A 24,035-nucleotide genomic window follows, 5' to 3' on the forward strand; every position below is an offset into this window, starting at 1 on the left:
CAGCCTCATAGCCCAAGAGATCGAAATGATTGAGGGGGATAGTTATGTCAGATAATTTTTTCTATCAAAAGAAGGAATGGTCAAAGTACAAAGACTTAATTCTTGGTTATTATTTAACCCCATATCTGGAAAAAGTTAAATATCTGAAGAAACCAATACTCATCATAGATTGTTGTGCAGGACCAGGGTTGTTTGATGATGGATCAGACGGCTCGCCGCTGATAATTGCCAAACATGTTAAGACCCTATACGATAAAGGGGTTAATATAAAAGGCTTGTTTCTGGAAAAGAAAAAGAAATTCTTTGCCAAGCTTCAAAATAATCTCGGACCATTCAGTGCCTATGCTGAAGCCAAACATATAGATTTTATGGGTTACCTTGAAAACGTACGATCGATGGCGAAGAACAGCACTATTTTTCTCTATGTAGATCCATATGGAATAAAAGAACTTCTATTCTCTGAACTTTCCGAAATTTACAATGCAATAATGGAACACAATTCGAGTGTCGAAGTATTGCTTAATTTTAATAGTCCTGCATTCGTTAGATGCGCGCTGGTTGCTCTTAAGATGGATACAAAAGATTTTGATGTCGAAATAGATGACGATTTTCTCGATGAAATTATTTTTAATGTGGAGGGCATGACAACGGACCAAATGGATGCAATAGCCGGTGGTAACTACTGGAAAAGCGTGGTGTCCGATCTGAGCCTTTCTTTCTTTGAGAAAGAACAAAAAGTTACGGAATTCTACATGAAGCAAATGAACAAATATTTCCCAAACGTTTGCAATTTCCCGATACAAAAAAAGTACGGACAACTACCAAAGTACAGGCTTATTTACGGGACAAGGCATGAAGATGGTATTCTACTTATGAACGATACAATGTATAAAGCACGAGAACAGTTTCTGAACAATGAATTTGCCGATGGGAGACTATTTGACACGCGACCGCATGAAGAATTAAAAGATATATCATTGTTCACAAAGCGTCTTTTTGAAATAACCGAAGAAAATAAACCTATATCGAGAAAAGATTTGAAAATAAAAGCTATGCAAGAGTTTTTTTGTTGTTATAATAGCAGCGATTACTCAGAGACTATTAAAAAACTTCTCATTGGATCAAAAGGAATGAAATTATACAGCCACTCTGGGAAAACAAGGATTAACGATGATGTGTTGCTCTCGACAAAGCCTTTTACATAATCACGACGAAACCTCATTAGTTTCTGAACTCTGGGCTCTCCGTGACAAATGCGACAAGAAAAGGGCCGAAGAGATTGCCGAACGGTCACTTATTCCTCTCAAATGGATTGACAAAGCGCCGTCCCCCAACGGGGAGAAGGGTATCGAAAAGCTCCTGGCCGAAAGAGGGGTACTCCTGCTTCGCAATCGAACTAGTCCTTTTATTGAGCAATTTCAACACCCCATCGGGCGGTGCGCCAAATTCTACAAACTCACCGCTTACAACAACTGTAACTTCTGGTGTGAATACTGTTATCTCTATTTGACGTTTCGCACAAATCCTATTTCGGCACATTTTGTAAATTATGAAAAAATGTTCAAAGAGATAGTTGCCTTTGATAAGAGCGATATACCAGAAGTGTTACGGGTACTTAATCTTGGAGAGTTATGTGATCCTTTAGCTGTCGAGAATGTAACTGGATTTGCGGAAAAACTCATACCATTTGTGGCAGAAAATACCACGAAAACAAAATTACTCTTTCTCACCAAGAGTGATAATATTGAAATATTGCGACATCTACCCCATGGTGGAAAATCAATAATGTCCTTCAGTGTCAACACCGATAAAGTCTACAAAAACCTTGAGCACCGCACGGCATCGCCAGAAGCACGATTGCTTGCCGGGCAACAATTACAAAAAGACGGATATGAGATTCGCTTGCGCTTTGACCCCATTATCATTTATGAAGGATGGAAAGAAGACTACCTTGCCCTTGTGGATAATATCTTCCGCTATGTTAAGCCCAATCGTATTACTATGGGCGAATACAGACCATCTAAGGGTCTGGCAAATCATATCCGTTCTCGCTTCCCGGAATCTGCTCTGTTACAGATAACAAATGGACTTATCAGCGATGGCGTGAAGCTTAGGTATCCGGAGAAGAAGCGCGTTGCCGCTTTCCGCGCCATACTTGATAGGATAAGACAACACGATTCAGAGGTTAAAATCAGCCTGTGCAAAGAGAGTCCTGCGATATGGAAACAGTTGGATATGAAGTTAAACGGGTTATACTGTAATTGTTTGGGTTAGCAAAAGCCTCATCATCTACAAGAAAAAGGATAATATTGAGATAGGTGCGGACAATATGATCAAAAAGTTGAAATAACTAATTTTACCAATGTTTTTATTATGACCTGCCCACAAGCACTGTACACCAGGCTGTAAACTAAAATTTTAAAAACATGGTAAGCATGGACATCGCTTCATGATATATAATTGATTGATATAATGGTAAGTCTTTGATTTTGTTTGAAATGGGGAAAGTGCCAAAAGTGTCTCATAACCCTTTTCTCCCTATTAGCCGAACTTGAAATGGACCTCATATCGGAGAGGACAAAATCTGCCCTTAATGCAGCTAAAATAAACGGGAAAATCCTCGGAAGGCCAAAGGGCAGAACATCTAAAAGCATGCTTGGTGGTAAAGGATGAGATACGGATACTCATGCAGAAGAAGGTAAGCAGATCGGCTATTGCAAGGATACTGAATACAAGCATCCTCTGGATCAATTACAAACTTATATTTATTATTCCTTTTTGATTTTACTTTTGTGTTTTTAGAAAAATCATTTTTTTACTCCATGAGTTTCCTCCTTACAGATCACGCCTACGTGTTACATTGCTCTGTTTGCTATTTCCCAGCATCCTCTTTTCTCTGCCTTCTCTTCAGAATGATAGCTACGGCTTCTTTGGTGTGTATATGCGTGGTAAATATCTTTGAGAGAAAATGACCCATCAATACCCTGCAGATTCTAAAAATGAATTTAATTTCCTCCGGCATCATAAACACAATTTTCCATTTGACAGCGGATAGAATCTGGTGCCAAGGCGACACATTCTCCTTATATGCTAGTGGTTTTGCCACTTGACCATCGATGGGATAGGAAGCCAGAATACTATTTTTGACATTTTTATTCAGCGTTAAATACCCTCCTATGTTCAGATGTAGCCGTTACTTGATATCCCTCGGTGGCTATCTTCCTGGCAACATTCATCTCTTCATCAGAAACTACTTTGGCAAGAAATCTATCGAAATGGGGATCAACAATTCTGCTGATCCAATCAAACAAAACCGATTTTACTTTGAGTGAATTCTTCGCAAATCTCAAACACCGGCTGCACCTCTCGGTTTTCCACTTGGGGTTCGATTTATCAATTGCATAGGCGGTTGCACAAAATGCAATTATCCATTCAAAAAGTTTGTGTATAACAAAAAAACATGCCGATCTCTTTTTGGCCAGTTCGACAAGCATCAATGTGCATTTTTTGCAGACAACGCTTTTTGGATCTGCCTTGTTTCTGTCTTCAACACTGTCTGTCTTTTGCGTACCGCCTGTTGGAATATTTTTCACATTGATAGTCTCCTTATTCTGGTGAAAAAAATACTTCTCCGTGAGATCCATAATCCGCCTTGCGATCTCCACAGGGGGTTCCGGAACTTTTTTGAAACTTGGGAAACACCCGGGATCAACGCTAAAAATTTGTCCATGTTTGTCTACCACAAGATCGAGATCTCCCCACTCAATACCTGTTGCTTTCTTGAAGGCGCCAACCACCTGGACCAACTCCTCCCAAACGGAAGCGGGTCTCATATTTACGTCGTCTCCAACGTTAGGGTCCTTTTCGAAGCAAAAGATATCATCTCCAATAAAATCAACACGATAATGCCGTCCATTAATAAACTGTTGAATGTATATCGGCCTTCCGGGATCATCGGCAAGTTTATGGAATTCAGACCAGTCTTGAATTAGCGTTAAATTTTTACCTCCTGAACTTGCTATTGGTTTGACAATAAATGGCAACGGAAAGTCCTGATACCGTGCGAGATTGCCCTTAAGGTTATAGGTAGACTTTGGGTGAAGGATCTTTGCCCTTTCCATAAGCTGATCACAAAGTGGACGGATTCGGATGGCCTCCGCGACGAGAGGATCAGGGATTACTTTCGCACCGTGGCTCTTAGCCCGATACCCCGCATTCAGAAATTTTGGCTTTTTTGTCTTTAACACCACTAAATCGAATAATTCCAAGCTTGTTGCCTCAAGGAAGTCTCCATTGAACACTTGAACTTCATATGCACGCTCTTTCATCACGCAGACAAGGCCCTTTGTAAATTCATTATTCTTTTCTGCCAACAGTGCAATTTTTGTCATGAATTTCCTCCATTTGATTTAATAATTGGTGGTTCAGCCTTTACATTGTTTCTGGAAAGGTGTGCTTCTTCAGGACACAATCCTTTTCGAAAACACTTAGGTTTTGATCCTTTTTTTCGATATCTTTCTAAACACATGCAACACATTGCGCTCGGCAAAATGTAGGGGCATAATTTTGTGCATGGGCAAATACCCGTGTTTTCACTCTTTCGAGGACATTTAAAACGGCGCCCATGAGCAATGGAGATATCTTTCACGGGATTTCTTCGGAACATAATACTGGCCAATACAAAATTGCCTGCCCGTCTTGCTATGGATAAACAAATGGGGACAGCATTGGTTTGAATCGATTCTTTAATGCAAAGGCAGCAGACACCTTTACATCTGAACCTTACAGCATTCAGTTTTTTCATGAGCCTGCCACATGTATATATTCATGAACATATCGTTATAAAAACACGTGCAATTTTTTGATGTTGCAAGCCGTTTTCTTACATAGTTGAATGTATTGCCATTCCATATTTCTTTAAAAGATTGCTTTCTAAGATTGCCAACATGTTGAAGCTGCTCCACGCAGGGATATACATCACCTGTAGGGGTAATTCTTACGACCCAGTGTCCGGCTAAACATGGTAGATGACAGAAACGTTTCGGATCCTCTAAATAGTCAGGCATCAAGGCATTATAAAAATTTTTGTCCAGGCCCGTATCGTGGAGAATAGATTTCAGCTTACCGATAGATGATACGATCTGTAAACCATCGGTCAGCCGATACAGGTTGTGAGAACCATTGTGAAGAGGCTGTAAGAGAATGCTATCTACAACTTCGTTCCAATAAGAGACAAAAAAAGCAATTTCGTCAAGGTTATCTTCATGAAGTAACATTCTGCAGGAAATAGTTGTGCCATCTTTGATTCTTTTTTTTATGATTGATCTAATGCCTAATTCAGCATGCTGAAAAAGACCTCTTACACCTCGCATTTTATCATGGCTCTCTGGTTTTCCATCCATACTGACTATGATATGATCAGTATGAGCATTTATAAGTGCGTCAGACCTTTCAGCCAACAGAGCGCCATTTGTACAGATACTTACGCAAAGACCAAGCTTCTTGATATAGCGAATAATATCAGGAAGATCCTTGACAAGGAGCGGTTCTCCGCCTGCTATGCATATAAAGCGGGTGCCTGCTTCTGCTAACTCCTTGATGATACGGAATATCTCATCTGTGGTCAGCTCGTCGTGTAGCTCTTGCTGTGATCTGCCGCAATGCAAGCATCTGGCCTGGCAGCGATACGATAGGTCAATAGCAGCATACTTCGGACCGGTGTTTAAATTCAATCCACAGTAAGGCGCAATAGATGAGATAGCAGCCCTTGATAACTCGGAAATTCCTTTTATAGTTCCTGTTTTTGCCCTAATGTAACTGAGGGCAGCGGTCCATTCATGGCCATTTTGATATTTACGAAGCGGATTGTTCCGGTTGTTTTTGCTCATATCGCCTCCTTATACTTGGTGGATTCGGCACAGAGAATCTTCGTACCGGAATTGTCGATGTTGGTAACCATGATTTCATGTCCATACTTCCGCCAGGTGTTCACGATGGAAGGTGTGTTTGCCTTAGCGACCACGGCGGCAATGGCAGGCCCTTTGCCAGAAACCCCGGCACCTAACGCTCCTACCCTGAGGGCTTCAAAGACTGGTTCTGAAGAATAGCCAAAATGGGGGGCATGCAGTAGCCCAGAGAGTGTCATGGCGGTGAACACATGTCCCGTAGCGGCTATTCTGTAAAGCTTCTCAATAAGGTGTTTATGAACTTTTAAGGCCTCTCTAGATCCGGTAGGCACCTGCCTTGTCTCTTTAGGCGGCGCTAGGATAATGACATCCAAACCGCTATCGTCTAAATTCTCTCTATGTAGGAGCCTGCGCGACCCGCAATCGGCAAACACTAGCCCTCCACAAAGGCTGGCAAAACCGTCATCAACACTGCCAAATGTGCTTACACCCGTATCAATCTCTGCGCTCCGAGCAATCGCCATTATATGGTTTGTTCCCAAATCCAATCCGAGGGCGTCGGACGTTGCCATCACAGTGGCGTTCGCAAGAGAGGAACTGCTCTTTAAACCCCGCTCGATCGGTAGGTCGAAATCGATATCGATCTTCGCATCGAAGGAGCGATATGCTGACGTTAGGCCTGTGGTCTTTCTAAAGCACATTTCAACGAGACGTGTCCCCTTGTCTGAAGAGTAACTGGATGCAATCCTAATCCTCGTATCACCCGATGATATAGGCTTCAGAAGGACTGTCACCGTTTGTCCCAGCCCTATAGCAAATGCCACCCCCTGTCCTGTTGAGTATGAGTTGATGACGGAACATGCTCCTGGCGCACGTGCCGATCCAATCCTGACACCATCTTCTTTCTGATCTCCTCTGTTTATCCTTATTCCCATCGAATCACCTCCTCCATAAACTTGCTCAAATTCGATAACACATCACATGCCAATAGAACGATCTGTTTACCACATAAACAAAGGCCCGGGGTTAGAGATAAAAGCAACCTACTCTCTTCCCCCGGGCCTTTGTTTCCTGTTCCCCGGAACCTCAAGCTATGAATTAAGATCTACTCAGTCATTTTTCGGACAGTCTTTACTGAGTTCGTTCTGTATTTTAGCCCAAACTTATTTTCGACAGCAGATAGTGTGACCTCGCCGTGGCCAAAAAGTCGCAACCATTGTACAATATCCGCAAATAGAAGATACGTGCGTGCCTCCGCATCTGCACCTACCTCGGACCTCAGTCTTTCCATTTCTTGTTCTAATATCTCCTTTTCCTTCGCCTTCATATTTGCTCCTTTAGAAGACACCGCGATTACTTGAACGCCCTTGCATAGTCACGCAACCACAACAATATCTTTTCCTTTCATGCTTTGTCATTCCCGGATCCTTCACTGAAATCATCGGAAAGTAACCTCTATGCCACTTTTAAAGCGTATCATCAAGAAAACGGTGGGTCACTAACATTGTCCTAACAACAAAAATCTATCATTTGTCACCTAAGGAGCAATTCAAAAGAGGTCGGTTTGATGTTGCAGAAGATCAACAAAAGAGGTTTGAGCTACACATATACCACAAACAACAGATATAAAATTCAAATGCGGCGGCTCCAGAAGCCAGATCTGAGAAACATTTGTTTGGTATCCTCCTGTCGATTGGACAAGCACACAGTGTCAGTAGATAAGTCAAATACTTCAGGTACACGTAAGTGAAGGTGTATCTCGCTTACACCGTCTATTATTTTTTTTCCCGGGTCCCTCGAAGGATGCTGGTGAATGAGCATTGCATGATTTGTTTTCTCCGTAAAAAGCCGATTCAGATCACGGCAACTCTGAACATTATCCTGATCGGTGCTTATTACTTCACAGGACCAGTCCGTCTTACCTCTTGGTTTATCCGGGTCGAGAGCCCACTGAATGAGACGGTATGAATGTCTGGGCCGCCGGACATATTCCTCAGGAGAAGGGTCTGGTTCACCAGCCCTCGTAAAGGCAAAACTCATCTCTGTTCCATCATCTGAAGGAATTAAGACATGCATTATAAGATCAACAGCGCTCCACACGGATTTCAAAGTCTTCTTGATGGAATCTGTGTAACCCTTACGGAGCGAATTCTTACTGAGCGTGTAAGAATTTGAGTAAATTGGGGATGCGTTTATCTCAGACAGGAAATCCTGTGCATCGGGCAGATCGTGATCATCAGCACGTAGTTCCGAGAATATTAGAATAGGTACCCCTGGCAAAGTGGCAGGTTGTCCCTCCAAACGGTAGCCTTGAAGCCCGGAGCGGATAGCTTCATATATGTGAACTCCCTGGTCGCGTTGTCCTTTAAAAACTAAATCAAGCACAATCAAGTCGTATCGATTCCTGCAAAACAATTCCAGCCCTCTTGGTTGAAGTGCCCGCGCATTCCAGGTCTGTGCAAAATCTAGCCTACAATTTCTAGCGATTTCATCCGATAGCTCTTTAAACATTGCTTCCAACGCCGACCTATCACTCGGGCTCAGGTCGTCATCCAAGATAAGCACATTTATTGTTTGGTCAGTTTGCTTCATGGTGAAGTCCATTCCTTTCATTCAGGTAAACTCTCGTTGACAACAATTCTTCGATCACCCCAAGAACGTCTTTTAATTTAGAGGGCCACTTATCTTCCAGCAACTCGTCAACCTTCCTGATAAGCTCTATCGAAGCATAGTCCCCTAAAATGAATCTGATTTGTCGGAGTCCTTCCATATATTTATCGATATCATCCGGAGATGACCGATATCTCGAAAACCCGTGAAACACTCTCAAGATTAACTCTGACGGCTGACAGTAATGGCGAATTTGCATCTCCGCCCTCTCATGGGTAGATTCCGGCACAACAAGAGTCGGCCAATCTGGCGGCATTTTTCTCTCAATCCGACAAAGAATCTCCGGCACATGACCGAACTTAATAATACTTGATTCGAGCCACCAGTAACTCCACGGACCCTGAGTACTTACATCATCGCTGAAAAGATCTAGAACATCGGGACGTGGTACACCATAAAAACATATAGGGCTAAGAATTTGAGCTTGTTTCCGGATTGAAAAAAGGGCGTGGCTGACCAACTGTTCACTGCTTATGCGCCATGCAACGAGAACCGGATCCGGTCTTGCACCAGGTTTTGTTTCACGTATTTCTTTCCATGATGACTCTGTATATACGTGATAAGCCTTATCATCACTAAGAAACAAGATTGCCAGAGTGCTTGCCAGTTCCCAGTCTCCCTTTTCTGATACCACAGCCACAAACTTGCCTGTCGCAAACTTGCGCATTGTCATTTAGGGCACTCCGACTCAGTTCCTTGAAGGTTGCAGGAACTGCACTTACTTCTACCCGAAATCGTTCGTGCCAGACCTCCTAACGATGTTTCTCTGAACTTCTCCGGCATGGCTTCACCGGCCTCTCGAAGAACCCATAGCACTTCATCGGGGAGGATGTCCGACTTCACGCCTTTATATGCAGCCACACCTGCGATGAGTGCCTCTGCAGCCTTCATGCCAGAACGTTTAATACATGGTGTCTCTACCTTGCCTCCAACTGGATCGCAGATAAGACCTATGGAATTCTTAAGCGCGAGAGCCACTGCATTCATAACCTGTTCTTGATTATTGCCATCCCCCAAATAATCGCAGACGGCAGCAGCAGCCATTGCCGCCCCAACTCCTGTTTCCGCTTGACAGCCTAATAAGGCTCCCGCTGTCGGCACCACGTTGTTGATAATCAGCCCAACCATTCCCGATACAAGCAGCGCGCCCTCGAGCTTTTCAACCATTCTCCCGTCCAATTTCTCGAGCTTGTCCATCAGGCTATGTGGCTCGAGCTTCAGCTTATACTCCTCATCTGGGTCCTCAAGCAATTCAATAAGGCTTGCTATGATCTTATCGTTAAGAGCCAGAGCAAAGAGGGCTCCTGGAAGTATTCCGCATGCTCCAGCGGTAGGGGCGGCAATGATTCGTCCCATTCTGGCATTTTGTTCCTGGACCGCGAGCGAGAAGGCATAAGCTCGCCAAGCTAACCCAAGAGACTCATTCTGTGTTTCGAGAGGAATAGCCGCATCGTCATAGAGCTTCTGCGCCAAGTTCTTGCTATACCCTGAGTGGGCCGTCTGTCCTGGATCCAATTTCAGACCTTCCAAGATTGAGAGCAACATAACCCCAAGAACACCACGTAAGCTCAACAACATCTCCACACCATCGGTGGATAACGTCTCACTTTCCTTCGGTTTTTGAATGGACTCCTTGTTACGTCCAGACAAACTCATCTCGTATTTTTTAGCTTTCTGCTTAATTGTTCCTTTGTTCCTAAGTGCTAAGCCCTCAAGCGTTGTGACTAATTCCGGAATAACAGAATCTTTCATGCTTTCCATGGTAGCTCCTACGCTGAAAAGCGGGCTCTCATTCTGATCTCTCATTTCTGTTATGTCCAGTTCTGTAGAACCCTCTTTGGAATAGATGAAGATTTCCTTACACCCGGAGAACTGTTTCCTATTCTCATTTAGCATATCCTCAGAAAACTGTTGGGAAAATTTTGTGCCATTGGCATTCATCTCCATTCCGCTTATCTGAACATTTCCTCCGCCCCAAGAGCGGCAAGCGAGGCGCCCAAGTTCCTGCCCCTGCTCGCCTTTTAAACGGAATTGAATTGTGTTAGGGTGTAGTTCGGAAGGGCGGTTTTCACCCCAAAGTAGTCGAATCTCTTTTACCCCGATTGAGTTATCCTCCGGCCATGTTCCTATTTCAATTTCGCGTATTTGGGATTCTGGAGACTTTATCGGGAAGAACGCGAGCCGCCCATTTGGAAGATCCTTGCTCGATGGCAACTTGCCTAGTAGTCCGGTTAGAACAGCGTGATCCGATCCATGGCCCCTCCCTGTCGTCCGGAAAGATCCAAGCATCTCGATGTCAAGAGACAGGTTGCTTCCTGCCAGCCCATTCTTTCCAATTCCCTGAATCCAGTTCCTACACAATCTCCCTATCCGGCAAGCGCCCGCTGTATGAGAACTCGATGGTCCTACCATATCTGGTCCGACAATATCAAATATGCTCAGAGGTGAAAAATCTGAAACCACCATGAAATGCAAGTCGTCGGAGAATCCCATCAAGGCCTGACCCATCTCCCTCCCGGTCATTCCGTCAGTTGAGATTTCGAAAACAAAAGCAGAAATGTTATTCGAAGGACTCATTCTATCGCGTTCCTTATATTGACATTCAACCCTGAGTTTTCTATTCAGGGACCTCATAAAAACAGCGCACAATCTCTGTTTCAACTTATCTGCGTAAAAGTAAATATCTTGCTCTTGTGCCTCGGCTGGCGTTCTCATTGCTATCGCTACACGATAAATGTTGTCGTCAAATGCAAGTGGGGCGAAGACGAACCGTCGGTTCTTCTGAAGAACCTGCAGGGCGAGGACTGCTACATTGCACGGTTCGTCTTTGATACGACCCTTCGAAGCTTTGCATAACGCTTCAGCAAGTTTCTTTGCTATGGTCAATGCACCCTGGATATCTTTCGGCCCCAAAAATTCTCCTATGTATGCAGCCAGCGTTATTTCTTGGACAGATTGTACGCCCGCAAAATTAGCACACCAATCATCGAAGTCGGGATCCGAGACCCATTGTGCCAGGAATTCAAGATCTGCATATTGAGCATCGTCAACGAGGATGGCACGGCCAAGTTCAACAGTGCTTTCCAAAGTCAGGTCGTGTTTGATTCTAGGGATCTTGATCTCATCTACGTTCCAGTGTTTATAGAGGACCTTTCTGATTGTGGATTGCCACTCTTTGGGTACAACTGAATCCGCCTTAGATTCTTGCCTTTGATTCAAATCTCCGTATTGTTGCATAAGGTAGGCGTCCGGTCTCTTGCAAAGATAGCTTACGGCACCCACGTCTCTGAAGTCATTGATTATATTTACAAATCCCCATCGAGAGGCAACAATAACAGGCGTTCCGGGAAGAAGTTGCCTCAAAGCTTCCAAGTACTCACGAGTGACATTACCATATCCTTGCCATCCAAAGTCAATGTCAAGTATTACTAAGTGTGTCGGCCCTTCTCCGGCAGATTCTTTGATTTTATCTTTTGCTCTATCAAGAAGCACTCTAGGCGATGTTATCTCTATAAATTCGTTATCCACTCTGGGAAGGCCTGTCAAGAAAGCAAATGACCAGGGTTCCAAGGCGGCCATTCGATCAAACCAGGGGAATAGTAGCGGATAGAAATCGTCAATCACCAATATACGGAAAAGGTTTCTACTTTTACTCCCTAGATGAGGAAACAATTGAAGTTCATCACAAGCAATATGGAACTCTTTAATCACATAGTTTGCCAATGCTAAGATTTCCTTCCGGTCTTGATCGACGCTTCGGAACTCATCTGCAAGATCAGGAGATACAGGGTTTGACATTGGCCCTATGTAGTTTTTGATCTTTCCAACTTTGACTCCGCAGATATTTTTTGTGTCATCCATCATGGCATCCCGCAAGTGATCCCTGAAGTCCCTTAGCTTGTCGGCGCCATCTTTACTCTCTTGCGAAAATTCTTGAAAACCGTCTTGTAGAGATTCTATCAGTTCAAAGAGACGTAAAGGACCGGCCAAGGAGCGGCCACCTTCATAATTTGTGCTTTCCTGATGCAGTTGGTCAACCTTATTTCTTACCAGATCAAAGAAATAGGGAATTAGGTCCCTAAATGGTGCTTTCATAACAGTTGTAGCTGCACCTGTTGGGGTTGAATCTTTATCTGCCACTTTCTTAAGAGTTTCCCATATATCGAACTTAGGATTTACACTTACTATCTCCTCAATCGAGATATACTTAGAATTTTGCAAACAGCGCTGCTTTATGAATGCACCGATAGCCGAAGCATTCGGTACTAATCTACGAGCAACTTCAATTTCCCCAACCCCCAGATATTTATCATATGTTTTCATTATAATGACCCCCTAACTTGTTGGGAAGAGTTGTTCAAGGAATTCTTTATCTTTCATAAGACGTTCTTGAGTGAGTCTCCATTTCATTCCCAAAATTTTTGATGTCTCCTGAAACGTGTTGCCATAAATTGCATCAATTTTTCCCAGTATCCAGTCGATGGCGAGCCATTTCAGACTTGGATCAAAAGTCAATGATTGCCCAGTAAATAGATCAACAAACTCTAGCGCATCATGGATTTCTTCTGGATCGTAAGGTTTCCGTGACAGGAAGTCATTTCCGAAGTGTTGGAAGAAAAAATTATGACACTTACCAAAATCGCGTTTGGTCCTTTCGATCCTTCCTGGACCAGCTAAGTCGAAAACTATCTTCTTCTTGTTTTCAATAACATCCTTTTCATCAAGGTTGTCTTTCTTAAGTGTCTGATCACACCAATCTCGAAATTCCTGATGATATGTGCCACGAAATCCATATTGTACCCCGATGTTATAAAGCCTTGGATCTTCCGAAATAAGCCAAACAAGGATCCGTTGGGACCCACTTTGATAGACTTCATTTGCTTGTTTACACCACTCCTCAATTTCTTTTTCATTGTATTTTGCTCTTGCTGTATGGAGTATAATAGCATGCGGTAGGCTATTATGATGTTTGCATTCTTCAAAAAAGCTCTCATGGATCGCTTCAGGCTTGTTCACACCAAACAACCTGTATCGCTCTCGGTCATCGCTTGCCGGATTAGCATCATAGATCACTACCTTATAACCATCAATAGGTTCTTGAGGTACCGTTGGGCCAGTCAAACTCTGCAGTTCACAATTCTGCAGTAACAAGAATGCCACTTGGGTCTCCTCTCCATTGGTAGGTAGCGGCATATCAAGAATCTTCTCAGATGCGTTTACCTCTTTTTGTAATGTTTTCAAATCTTCAATAACTGCCTGGGCAGCACTCTTCCATGTTCCATCTTCTGCTATTTTATCTGGCTCAGTTATACCATCATGTCCAAGAAGGTAAAGTCTTAGTTCGCGATCCTGCACGTATCCCCTTTGTGCTTGAAGGGTTCTCATCATGACTCGGATGCCCTGCCCGGCCCCCTCCTCTTTGCCTGCTATGCCAGGAGTTTTTGTTTGGTAGATCTCGAAGGGAAGTTTGTGGTTAATGTAGTTCCTAAGCTCCCCTTGTATGCCATGTGGTTTATTGTCCCAAAACAAAATTCCAGCTGCTCTGTGATTGTTTTCCAAATCACAAATGTGAAATGTAACGTTGATCCGCACTGCGGATTCGCTTTCCTCATTGACTACGTATTTTCCATCCACTCCTTTGTATACTGCGGCATGCTTAAAAGCGTTATGCACCAATACTTCTAAGATTGTTTCTATCACCCCAGGCAAAATATCAATAAATAAAGGACTCTCCTCATGCCATGGAACGCGATGCGCAAAAAGACGCAAACGTCTCCAATACGCGGCCTCTTTACCACCGCATAACTTTAGATCATCACTTTCTTCTGGCAAGTAAGTCCACATTTGCATCCCAGGTAATGTGAGGAAAAGATCAAAAAGGTTCCTCATGGTCACGTGGTGGCCTGACGATTTACGTTGATGCTCCGATGACTTAGGCGCTAAAATATCAATTCCTGATTGCATACCGGCAATTCTCTGCCTAGTGATCATGCCCGTCTTCTGAAACTTTAAATAATGCCACCTGTCTTTGATCTTTTTTGGATTAAGGTCTTTAGGCAAGCCATACCTCTCATCCCTCGGAATCAACATTTCTCCGTAGAAATCACTGGAACCCAGGTTGTGCTTGGTGAATGCATGTCCAAATTCCCGGAAATAGTCAGAGAAAACTTCGAAGGTCGCAAGTTGATTTGCAAGTTTGCCAGACATACTCGACGCCTGCCGCGCAAGCTTGACAAACCTTGAGCGAGAGAAGACGGCATCAATTCCTGGAAAAAGAATGTTTGTCAACCATTCTATGACGTCATCCGAAAGTGCACGATGTGCCTGCTCACAAATTAACGACCGGGCAATTGCCATAACTGTTTCACTTAGCCCAAGGACAGACATGAAAGCAATCTCGGCAATGTGCGATAATTCAACTTCCAGAATATCGGAGCAAAACGCTAACTTAGTCTTTTTGCCGTTGGCATCAATACGGTACTCTTGATTCACCCGGTAACGAGATTCCTCCAAATCTGGGTCAAACAATCTCGTCTTGCCAGATAGACAGCAAAGACCGAAACCGAGCCTTTGTTCTGGATACCAACGTATTGGAAAAACTAGTTTGTCCTTCGGCAGGCTCTCATCAAATTCTCTGATTGCTCCCGTGAGTTTATCTGCCCGGCTTTTTTCTTCAGGTTTTTCTTCAGGATAGTGATAGCCTCCATAGACACGCATCATTGCTGAACCCGACCAAGATGTTTTGAGGATATTGCTCCACTGATCATTTAACATAGCATTCAACTCTTCACACCATTTCTTCTTTTCACTCTCGTTATAGCATTCATCATAGTGCGAAATGAGTTTTTTGAGCACTGTGCCAGCATCTGCTCCTTGCATTTTGATTCCCCTATCATAGGGGACAGAAGGAGTGAGTTTCGATGGGTTATTGAGATATATCATTGGGAAGAGGAGTGCATAACAGAGATTATTTTCCAGTAAGGTCTTCGGGTCCTTTGGATCTTCCGGCAATTTCTTGGATATTCCCTGGCTTAACGAAAAAATCTGTTCAAGTAGTCTCGGAATTCTTGGTATGCAACAACATAGTGTTATATCGTTAGGAAATGTTTCTGGATCAAGTACCCAGCCATATTGATAACTATTTGTTCCCACCTTTACGCTGGAAAAGCACAGAAAATGATGCCAGCGCCTGATAGTCAAGGTTCCCAGAGATAATACATATCGGATATTGTCTAAGGCATCAGAGATTAGGTTATATCCAAAGTTGTCCACCTCTTCCTTCTGGTCGCCGTTGTTGGCTCCAAGCAAAACAATCTCTTCAGGTACTTTTTCTTTTCCAAAGGCTTGGTTGATTCTCTCAGAGAGCATTTTCAATTGAAAAGAGCAGTTTTTACAACTAGTTAAATCACTAAACGCCTCACTTTTTTCGGTCCTTCTCAAGAGAAGAAAAACAAGTAGGCTGCTATCTAGACAAGAGAACCGTCCAATCTCTCTTATGAAATCAGGTTTAGAATCGTTCCATGAATCCAGTTCATTCTTGAAATCATCAAAGGAAGTTTCTGGCTTGAATTCATTCCCGTTTTGCACCCACCATATATCAATGAGGGTCTCAATTTCTTTAGTATTATAGCCTATACCAAGACTGTCTAGATCGGACGATTCAAACACCTTTCTCTCATATTTTCCTTTCTTCTCTGTAAACTTTACACAAATAAACCGGTCCCAGTTCGGATCTGGAATCCAGTTTTTCGGATAAAATCCACAATCTTTGATTTGTAATGATAAGCAACGCTTAGAAAGAATCGGGATCAAGCTTTTCGCAATGGGATCTCCGTTTTCTATGCTTTCGCAGCGGAACACACACCGAAGGACTTCGATTTTCCAGTCAATATCATTACTTTCCTTCATATTTTTTAATATTATCTCCCTTTATTCCAAATATTCTTTTCGCAATCTCTACCTACCGCATCATGGCCATCAGATCCTTTTCGGTAAGACGCAAATCCGCGTTGTTCAGGTCGGATGTAATCATCCCATCTTGAAGAACCATTACTCTCTCGCATCGCTCTGCAATATCTCGAAGGCGATGAGAGACAAGGATGACCGTGCCCTTTCTAATCTTCATCTCTGATAGAGCCAAATCAAGAATTCTTTCGCCAGCGTACGGGTCGAGAGCGGCGGTTGGTTCGTCAAGGAGCAAAACCGCTTCCGGGTATTCGATTGCGAGTAAAACTGACAGTGCTTGTTGCTGACCTCCGGAAAGGAATCTCACTTGCTCCTTGAGCTTGTCTTCCAAGCCCATTCTTGCTTTGCTCAGAAGCTGGCGGCATTGCTCTTTCACTCGTTTGGAATAAGCCCACATGAGACCTCCCATCTCATGGTTTCCTGCAAGTACATAATTTTCAAACACAGTCATGGTAGGAGCCAATCCGGCATCGGATCTTTGTGAAATGAGAGAGACTTTGGGTCGACTTACTAGATGCCCCTTCGCGGAGACGGTCGTTGATCCAATCTGTACATAGCCCGCGTCGGGCACAAGAAATCCACGGATGATACTTAATAAGGTTGACTTACCTGAAGCGTTCCTGCCAACCAATCCGACGCTCTGCCCATATGGTATAGTAAAGTTTGTTCCGTTGAGGACATCAAAGCGCACTCCTCCCTGCAATCTGTATGCAAAATTAACGTTTTGCACACTAATGGCGCAATCGCCCCGCGCAGCAGGGTTAGATGCTTCGGTTTCCGATTTGTCTCGTAACTGATCCATATTGACTTCTTATCCTATCCATACCGATGAAAACAAGTGCTAGAATAGCGGTTGTCACCTTGAGGTCTGCCGCAGCAAGGCCCAATCTCAGGGCAATTGCCACAATACCTTGATAAATCACCATACCGGCGATCGGCGCGAGCATGAGGGTTCCGACACGCTCGGGACGTATGAGTGTTTCACCCATTACTATTGCAGCCAGAGAGATGATCACAAGACCGCCCCCCATCGAGACATCAACAAAGCCTTGGTATTGGGCAACCAATGAGCCTGCCCATCCAGAAATTGCGTTTACAATGGCAAGTCCTAAAATATAGTTGCTTTCACGAGGCAGACCGCGTAGCTCTAGTGCCGTGGAAGAATCACCTGTTGCACGTAATCTGAGCCCTACTGGTGTCCAAAGAAGTGCGCATACAGCCAAATACACGAACAAGCAGGCTGACGATATGACAAGAAGAGGAAGCAGGCTGTCCCTTTGCATGACCAGGGAGCTAATAAAAGAATCTGCATTCATCAAGGATAGGTTCGATGTCCCCATTATTCGCAATGAAACCGAGTACAGGATCAACATGAGGAGAATTCCGCTGAGTAGCTTAGAGACGCGAAGCCTTGTATGCAAGAGGGCAGTTAGCATTCCCGCAAATGCACCCATCGCAAGCGAGACTATCATCGCGATCCAACTGGGGACCCCAGATAATAGCAGTACCCCAGAAACGGAGGCACCTAAGGTAAATGACCCATCAGGAGTAAGATCCGGAAATCCGATTACTCGGAAAGCCAAAATTACTGCTATTGCTTGAATGGAATACAAAAGCGCTATCTGAAGGGTCGTATCTACTGCACCTATGATCACTGTTTAATGACCTTCGCTTTTTGAAGAAGGGATTTGGGGAATTCTACTCCTTGCTGTCTGGCAGCTTCTAGGTTGATAATCAAACGATTCGCGGCCCCAAACATGACTGGAATGGAACCCGGAGGAGTTCCTCCTAATACTTTAACAGCAATTTCTCCGGTGGCACGACCCAGTTGAAGATAGTCAATCCCAATGGTAGCCACAGCTCCCATTTCCACACTTCCTTCATCACCGACAAACAAGGGAATTTTATTCGCTCGCGCTACGTTGATCACAGCGTCCAAAGCAGAAAGAACCGTGTTATCAGCAGGCATGTAAAATATGTCACATCTTCCGACCAAAGACTGTGCAGCAGGAAGAACTTCTGATGTATTGGCAACAGAAGCTTCAACCTTCAGGAACTTCCATTTGTTTAGCAAACTGTCAATAATCTTTATGGAAGCTACACTATTGGCTTCACCCGGATTCCTTATGATACCTATAACCCTAGCATTCGGTAAGAGAGTTCTAATCAGTTGCAACTGTTCGTCGTATGGTCCTATATCACTTGTGCCTGTACAATTACCTCCTGGAGCTTTCATCGATTTCACCACACCTGCGGAAACAGGATCGGTCATAGCTCCAAATATGATGGGAATTTTCAAAGTGGCTCTTTTTGTAGCTTGTACAGACGGGGTTCCCACGGCCAGTATGAGATTGGGTTTTTCAGCCACCTGCTTTCTGGCTATCTGGGTAGCTATAGAAATATCTCCGGTGGCATTTTGAAGATCGTATTTAACGGCGGTGTTCTTACTGACCGCCCACCTATCTACAACTTCTTTGAACCCATTGTAAACGGCATCAATATTGGGATGATGCACGTACAGGTTAACACCTATTTTGACCGGTTTAGGTTTCTTCTCGTCAGCTGAAGTGTAGCCTGGGATAAACATAGACAATGCAAAAGCGAAGACAATCATGCGGCGGCAGATGTTTTTACGAGACAACAACCAATTCATTGTTTCCTCCTTCCTTCCCCAATGGAAGCAATAATGTACATTCCAGACAGGACGGGCTAACCATTTCCATCAACTCAGGTGAAGTTTTCTGATAGTCAGGTCTATCAAAGACTTAGATCCCATACCTTAAAATTACACGCCGGATTTAACAGCAACGAGCGGTGGCATTATCTTCTTCATTAAAAAGGCCACTGCAAGAACCGTATCCGGTTGATCCCAGCCACTTTCTTCAAGCCCCGATCGGATAGTTCGCTCAAGCTCCCGCTCAAACTTGTTCAATATATCATCATGGTTAAAGAGTTCCATAAGCCTTTCCTCCAGCAAATTCAACGTAACCCTCCTTTATGTTTTCTTTCGTTTTCATGAGCGAGATCCGCATCGAACTTCCTTCTCTGTCCCCGTATCTTCACAGTTATCCCCTCCCTTATTTAGCAAGAGATCTTCTTCTTTCTGCGGTGAAACCCCATTAACCCCATTCGGAAAATTAAAATGAACTGGCAAGCCGTTACCGTCTTCCATTACTCGCCTCAGTCCTTCGATATTGCAAATGCTATTCGATGATAAAAACTGCTTTAAAAAATCTTTGAAAAGTATTTGCCGCCTCTGTTCCTTAACCTCCTCCGGAATTTTTGGTGTAAGCTTTGAAGCTCTAGTCTCGGGGCGATCTTCATAAGTGAAAATCTCAAGGAAATGGAAGGGAAAAGCATTTAGGAGAAGTCTTGTTTCTCCGAAATCGAAATCAGTTTCTGATGGAAACCCAACCATGAAGTCAGTGCATATCTTTACGTTAGGAAAAGCATCATAAAGATCACCTAAGATCTTTCTAATTTCGAAAATATTGTGCTGTCTCCTCATCAACTTAAGAACACGGTCAGAGCCCGATTGAATGGGAACAGAAAATTTCTTCGCTATCCTATCGGAATGCAGTAAGTCAATTAATTCTGTTCCGTAATGGCATAGCCAATTAGGATTTAGGTTGTCCAGATATAATTCAATGTCAAAATCAGTGCTTATAATTGCTCTCAAGAGCTCGATAATTGATGTATTCCTATCAAGTCCATAAGCACCTAAATCTTCTGAAATGATCTTTATTCTCCTAAAACCATGCTCTATGGCATCCTGTATGTCTCTTTTTATGTCTCCAATGCTACGACTTCTTGTTCTTCCATTTGCAAAAGGTATCGCGCAATAAGTACAGTATCCCATACAGCCGGTCGAAATTCGGATTGCTTTTCGTTTACCATCCTCAGGCTCCTCAACAATTGGGGGAATAGTCTCAATCTTCACTCTTGTTGAAATAAGGTTATTGAGGCTATCTATCGTTCTAGGAGAAAAAACAAAACCGTGGAAAGCTTCTCGCAATCGATTGCCATTTATTGACGGTAAACAGCCGCCCACTACAATCTGGGATTCAAGCTTCTTTGTCTGTATTAACTGATTAAGACGATTCATGTTGTAATTTTCAGCAGCCTGTGAAAAGGCACATGTCATCAAGATTATAACCGAGGCATTCTCGTATGACGCCATGTGCNATTGGTTATGCATCCGAGGGACTCTATGTAGAAGGTTTTCTGGTTGTCCAAGGTCATTTTCTCGCTTCCCTTACTTGAGTGTGAAGGTTCAATCGTTTTGCTCCATGACAGTAGCCCTGATATAGAGCATCAGGCGCTTTATGAGATAAGGAATGTTTACTAAATATGAATATGCCAATAATCAACATCTGCCGAATAGTTATCTTCACATTAAAGAATATCGCTAAAATCATGAGATTTAACAATAACAATCTACTAACACAAAAAGAATGATTGTATCAAGACATGATTTATTACATCTCATGTTGCTTCTGGATCAGAATCATCTTGCCCTGCCCTGAAGCACTGTACACCAAACTGTACACCAAAATTTAAAAAACATGGTAAATATGGTAGACATGGACATTGAAAGATGATATACAATTTATTGATATAATTGCAAGTCTTTGATCTTGCTTGAAATGGGAAAATGGACAAAAGTGTCTCATAACCCGAAGGTCACTGGTTCAAATCCGGTCCCCGCAACTATAGGAATAAAAACCGTAAAGGGAAAGTTCCAACTTATATGAACATAAATCAATATTAAAGAAGGTATTGGTAAAGATAAGGGGCAAACATGACAAACCTTATGGCTTTTATTCCTATATTGCCGAGTCCTGGTTTTACAATACCAGTATTACTGGTGACCAGCGGCAAGTAAAATCACATAATGAATTATCGGGCAATCCACAAACTGTGGGGAAATTTCCCTGAGAGCTACTCCAGATTCAAAGATCTTATAAATGCTGTCGTGCCAAAATTATAAGCATTTATAACATACTGATATCATAAAACAATAAAATAGTTTTATGTATTTTTGTTAATTCTTGTGGGATGATTTCAAAAAACATTGGTTGCATTGCATTTTTTTGTTAGATCGGTTTTTTATTAAATTATACAATTTTTTTGGGGGGGGTCTTAATCTTTAGTAAAAATAGAAAAACTATTAATAGAAACAATTTGCATTACATTAACGAAAGAGAGGAAGCATGCGAACTATTGGGCTAATGCCCCGGCGGATCGATTACCTTACGAAAGATGGCATAACACGAATATCAACTGCGGATGAAAGCAAATGGGGATATATCATTTATAAAGAATTGATCGACAACTCGCTGGACACGCTGGATGAACATTTTGCCGAGCGAAAAATCACTCATAAGAAAATTAAAATTGAATTCAATGAAAATATATTTTCAATTAAGGATGGTTGTGGAGGGATACCAGAAGAAATTCTTGATGCAACACATCGTCTAGACGCATATATATCGAATAAAATGGATCAAAGGATCCCGACAAGAGGTTTTCTTGGCAACGCTCTCAAACTTGTAGCTGGCATATGCCATGTATGGGACCTAAGGCTTTTCTTTATAACGCAAGGGAAGAAGGTTATGTATATAGTTGACGAGGAGAAATTGGAGTTTAAGAAGAATATTCTGGCCGACAAGCAAGAAGATTGCATTGTTATCGAAGGTAATATAAGACTTACTTATGAGGATGCCGAAGCATTGCTTCAACAATATAATTTGTGTAATCCAGATGTTGAATTTATTTTAAATGACAAATTATTTAAAGCCCGTGCAGAACCCAAAAAAAAGGTAATAAATACCTCACCTTATTGGCATACTATTCAATCATTTCGGAAATATATGGAATCTCGTAGCAGATACGACCATTCGATTACCGTAAAACAACTTTGCCATAATCTTATCGGAATGCAGAGGATTTCTTTGAATTTGGATAAAATTCCAAAAAAACTATCAGAATGTTTGCGTAAAGGGAGCGACATACCTGAGAGATTACTGGCCGACCTGAAGAACAATACTCAAAAACCGGGTGCAGGTGTACTTAGGAAGCATTTAATAGGTCGAGACCAAGTTTTAAAATACTTTGGCGAATCGTCGCTCGCTGGCTATAAGTACTATTTAAGCACTGAAAAAGAAAGAACGGCTCCTTATGCTATAGAAGGTTTTTGTATTTCCACCAAAAACGAAGACATAAATGCAGTAATCCCATTAGTAAATAACTCGGTGACGTATGGAGATGACCCTTTTGAGTTTAATCATAAGGAAATCATTTTTTGTAAAAAAGAATATTATACTAATTCTCTTAACAGACTATTATCTGAGGCATCCTTTTTTAAAGGAAAAGGGAAATATTTGTTGATACATCTGGTATCACCTCTGATCGAAATAAAAGACACTGCAAAAGCAAAAATTATATCAGATGATTTCATCGACAGACTAAAAACAATTGTTGAACATCTTTGTGCCAATACAATATTTGAAATTAATAAGAAGCTCAAAGAGGAAATTGTAAAGGAACACGAAGATACTCAGAAAAAAAATGAAAGGAGGTTGCAAAAGAAAATACAACCTGAAGAAAAATCGAAACGTACCAACAAAACTGGTTTAATGAGAGATTATTTCATGAAAGGATATTCAACAGCTAGTGGGGAGAAAGAATACCCTGTAACAATAAGGCAAATATTTTATGCAACAAGAGAGATGATCAATAAAGAGCATGGAATTAATTTGATTCAATCGGATTACGAGAATGCCTTTACGCAAAAGATAGCAACAGAATTTATAGAAAAAGATTTGGAACGGAAAGCAAGTGGATTATCCAATGACAATCTGGAAAATAGGGTTTTATTTGAACGAAGGGGATACTTTCAGGATCCTTTTTCGAAAAATGAGCTTCCTTTGGGGACTAAGGAGGTAATCGAATTTATAACCAAAAAGTTCTCAAGCGGAGCTGAAAGAAGAAGCGATTTTAATGACAGTCACTACTATCTGTCTTTTGACATTCCATACGAGCTAAGATTTAACCATGTTCTTTTTGTCGAAAAGGCCGGTTTTAATATAATTTTCAAAGAGAGTGGCTTGCTGGATGATCTAAACCTGGGTGTTATGTCCACGCAGGGCTTTGGGACCAGGGCTCTAAAAAGGCTGGTAGATTTCTTTATCCAGAAGGGGATTAAGGTATACGTACTCCATGACTGTGACATTGCCGGTTATTTAATCAAAGAAAGACTGGCGAAAGGAAGCCCAACATTCCCGAAAGGATTGGCGGTAACACCAATTGGACTGACATTAGAAGACGTTGATAAATTGGGAAAACGGGATCAAGCAGAAGAACTATCATATGACAGAAAATACAACAAATCACTTAACATGTTTACAGACGAAGAACGAAAATTCTTTGTTGTCGATAAAGAAAAGAACATCTACAGAAGGGTTGAATTGAATACTCTTACATCGCCAGAGC

Annotated in this window: 17 protein-coding genes; 4 read left to right on the top strand and 13 right to left on the bottom strand. The window is 42.5% G+C overall.

Features of this window, described 5'->3' with window-relative positions; all coding sequences use genetic code 11:
* Nucleotides 1–44: 44 nt before the first annotated feature.
* The 3 genes from tcmP to NT178_18445 all read left to right on the top strand — a co-directional run bounded on the left by tcmP (nucleotide 45) and on the right by NT178_18445 (nucleotide 2,673).
* Entirely contained in the window at nucleotides 45–1,205 is a 1,161-nt protein-coding gene (gene tcmP / locus NT178_18435) for a three-Cys-motif partner protein TcmP (GenBank protein ID MCX5814497.1), read from the top strand.
* Nucleotides 1,171–2,274, top strand: coding sequence for a hypothetical protein (locus NT178_18440; GenBank protein ID MCX5814498.1), 1,104 nt, complete (start codon nucleotides 1,171–1,173; stop codon nucleotides 2,272–2,274). Before tcmP ends, NT178_18440 begins: the two co-directional genes overlap by 35 nt.
* Before the next feature lie 282 nt (nucleotides 2,275–2,556).
* Entirely contained in the window at nucleotides 2,557–2,673 is a 117-nt protein-coding gene (locus NT178_18445; protein ID MCX5814499.1) for a hypothetical protein, read from the top strand.
* A gap of 479 nt (nucleotides 2,674–3,152) precedes the next feature.
* Here NT178_18445 and NT178_18450 read toward each other — a convergent pair whose 3' ends face one another.
* From NT178_18450 to NT178_18510, 13 genes are all read right to left on the bottom strand, one after another.
* Complete coding sequence (locus NT178_18450) at nucleotides 3,153–4,391, bottom strand: ATP-grasp domain-containing protein (GenBank protein MCX5814500.1); 1,239 nt, start codon at nucleotides 4,389–4,391, stop codon at nucleotides 3,153–3,155.
* Between the two features lie 378 nt (nucleotides 4,392–4,769).
* Entirely contained in the window at nucleotides 4,770–5,888 is a 1,119-nt protein-coding gene (locus tag NT178_18455; GenBank protein MCX5814501.1) for a radical SAM protein, read from the bottom strand.
* Nucleotides 5,885–6,841 carry a shikimate kinase gene (locus NT178_18460; GenBank protein MCX5814502.1) on the bottom strand — a complete coding sequence of 319 codons (957 nt, stop codon included), beginning with the start codon at nucleotides 6,839–6,841 and terminating at the stop codon, nucleotides 5,885–5,887. The genes NT178_18455 and NT178_18460 overlap by 4 nt, the downstream gene beginning before the upstream one ends.
* A gap of 170 nt (nucleotides 6,842–7,011) precedes the next feature.
* Nucleotides 7,012–7,233, bottom strand: a complete 222-nt coding sequence (locus NT178_18465; GenBank protein ID MCX5814503.1) for a hypothetical protein — start codon at nucleotides 7,231–7,233, stop codon at nucleotides 7,012–7,014.
* A 305-nt stretch (nucleotides 7,234–7,538) separates the two neighbouring features.
* Entirely contained in the window at nucleotides 7,539–8,498 is a 960-nt protein-coding gene (locus NT178_18470) for a hypothetical protein (GenBank protein MCX5814504.1), read from the bottom strand.
* The gene (locus NT178_18475; GenBank protein MCX5814505.1) at nucleotides 8,485–9,249 is read right to left on the bottom strand and encodes a hypothetical protein; all 765 of its coding nucleotides are present in this window, start codon (nucleotides 9,247–9,249) and stop codon (nucleotides 8,485–8,487) included. The genes NT178_18470 and NT178_18475 overlap by 14 nt, the downstream gene beginning before the upstream one ends.
* Complete coding sequence (locus tag NT178_18480) at nucleotides 9,246–12,899, bottom strand: L-serine ammonia-lyase, iron-sulfur-dependent, subunit alpha (GenBank protein ID MCX5814506.1); 3,654 nt, start codon at nucleotides 12,897–12,899, stop codon at nucleotides 9,246–9,248. Before NT178_18480 ends, NT178_18475 begins: the two co-directional genes overlap by 4 nt.
* A gap of 12 nt (nucleotides 12,900–12,911) precedes the next feature.
* Nucleotides 12,912–16,484, bottom strand: a complete 3,573-nt coding sequence (locus NT178_18485) for a hypothetical protein (protein ID MCX5814507.1) — start codon at nucleotides 16,482–16,484, stop codon at nucleotides 12,912–12,914.
* A gap of 52 nt (nucleotides 16,485–16,536) precedes the next feature.
* Nucleotides 16,537–17,343, bottom strand: a complete 807-nt coding sequence (locus NT178_18490; GenBank protein MCX5814508.1) for an ATP-binding cassette domain-containing protein — start codon at nucleotides 17,341–17,343, stop codon at nucleotides 16,537–16,539.
* Nucleotides 17,303–18,196 carry an ABC transporter permease gene (locus NT178_18495; protein MCX5814509.1) on the bottom strand — a complete coding sequence of 298 codons (894 nt, stop codon included), beginning with the start codon at nucleotides 18,194–18,196 and terminating at the stop codon, nucleotides 17,303–17,305. The genes NT178_18490 and NT178_18495 overlap by 41 nt, the downstream gene beginning before the upstream one ends.
* Nucleotides 18,193–19,194, bottom strand: a complete 1,002-nt coding sequence (locus tag NT178_18500; GenBank protein ID MCX5814510.1) for an ABC transporter substrate-binding protein — start codon at nucleotides 19,192–19,194, stop codon at nucleotides 18,193–18,195. The genes NT178_18495 and NT178_18500 overlap by 4 nt, the downstream gene beginning before the upstream one ends.
* A 132-nt stretch (nucleotides 19,195–19,326) precedes the next feature.
* Nucleotides 19,327–19,524, bottom strand: a complete 198-nt coding sequence (locus NT178_18505; GenBank protein MCX5814511.1) for a hypothetical protein — start codon at nucleotides 19,522–19,524, stop codon at nucleotides 19,327–19,329.
* 30 nt (nucleotides 19,525–19,554) lie between these two features.
* Complete coding sequence (locus tag NT178_18510) at nucleotides 19,555–20,721, bottom strand: radical SAM protein (protein ID MCX5814512.1); 1,167 nt, start codon at nucleotides 20,719–20,721, stop codon at nucleotides 19,555–19,557.
* Between the two features lie 1,033 nt (nucleotides 20,722–21,754).
* On the opposite strand from NT178_18510, the gene NT178_18515 reads away from it, so the two are divergent.
* Nucleotides 21,755–24,035: hypothetical protein (locus tag NT178_18515; GenBank protein ID MCX5814513.1), on the top strand; the 2,281-nt coding region annotated here is incomplete at its 3' end.

The organism is Pseudomonadota bacterium (assembly GCA_026388255.1).
In the GTDB taxonomy this organism is placed as follows: Bacteria; Desulfobacterota; Syntrophorhabdia; order Syntrophorhabdales; family Syntrophorhabdaceae; genus JAPLKB01.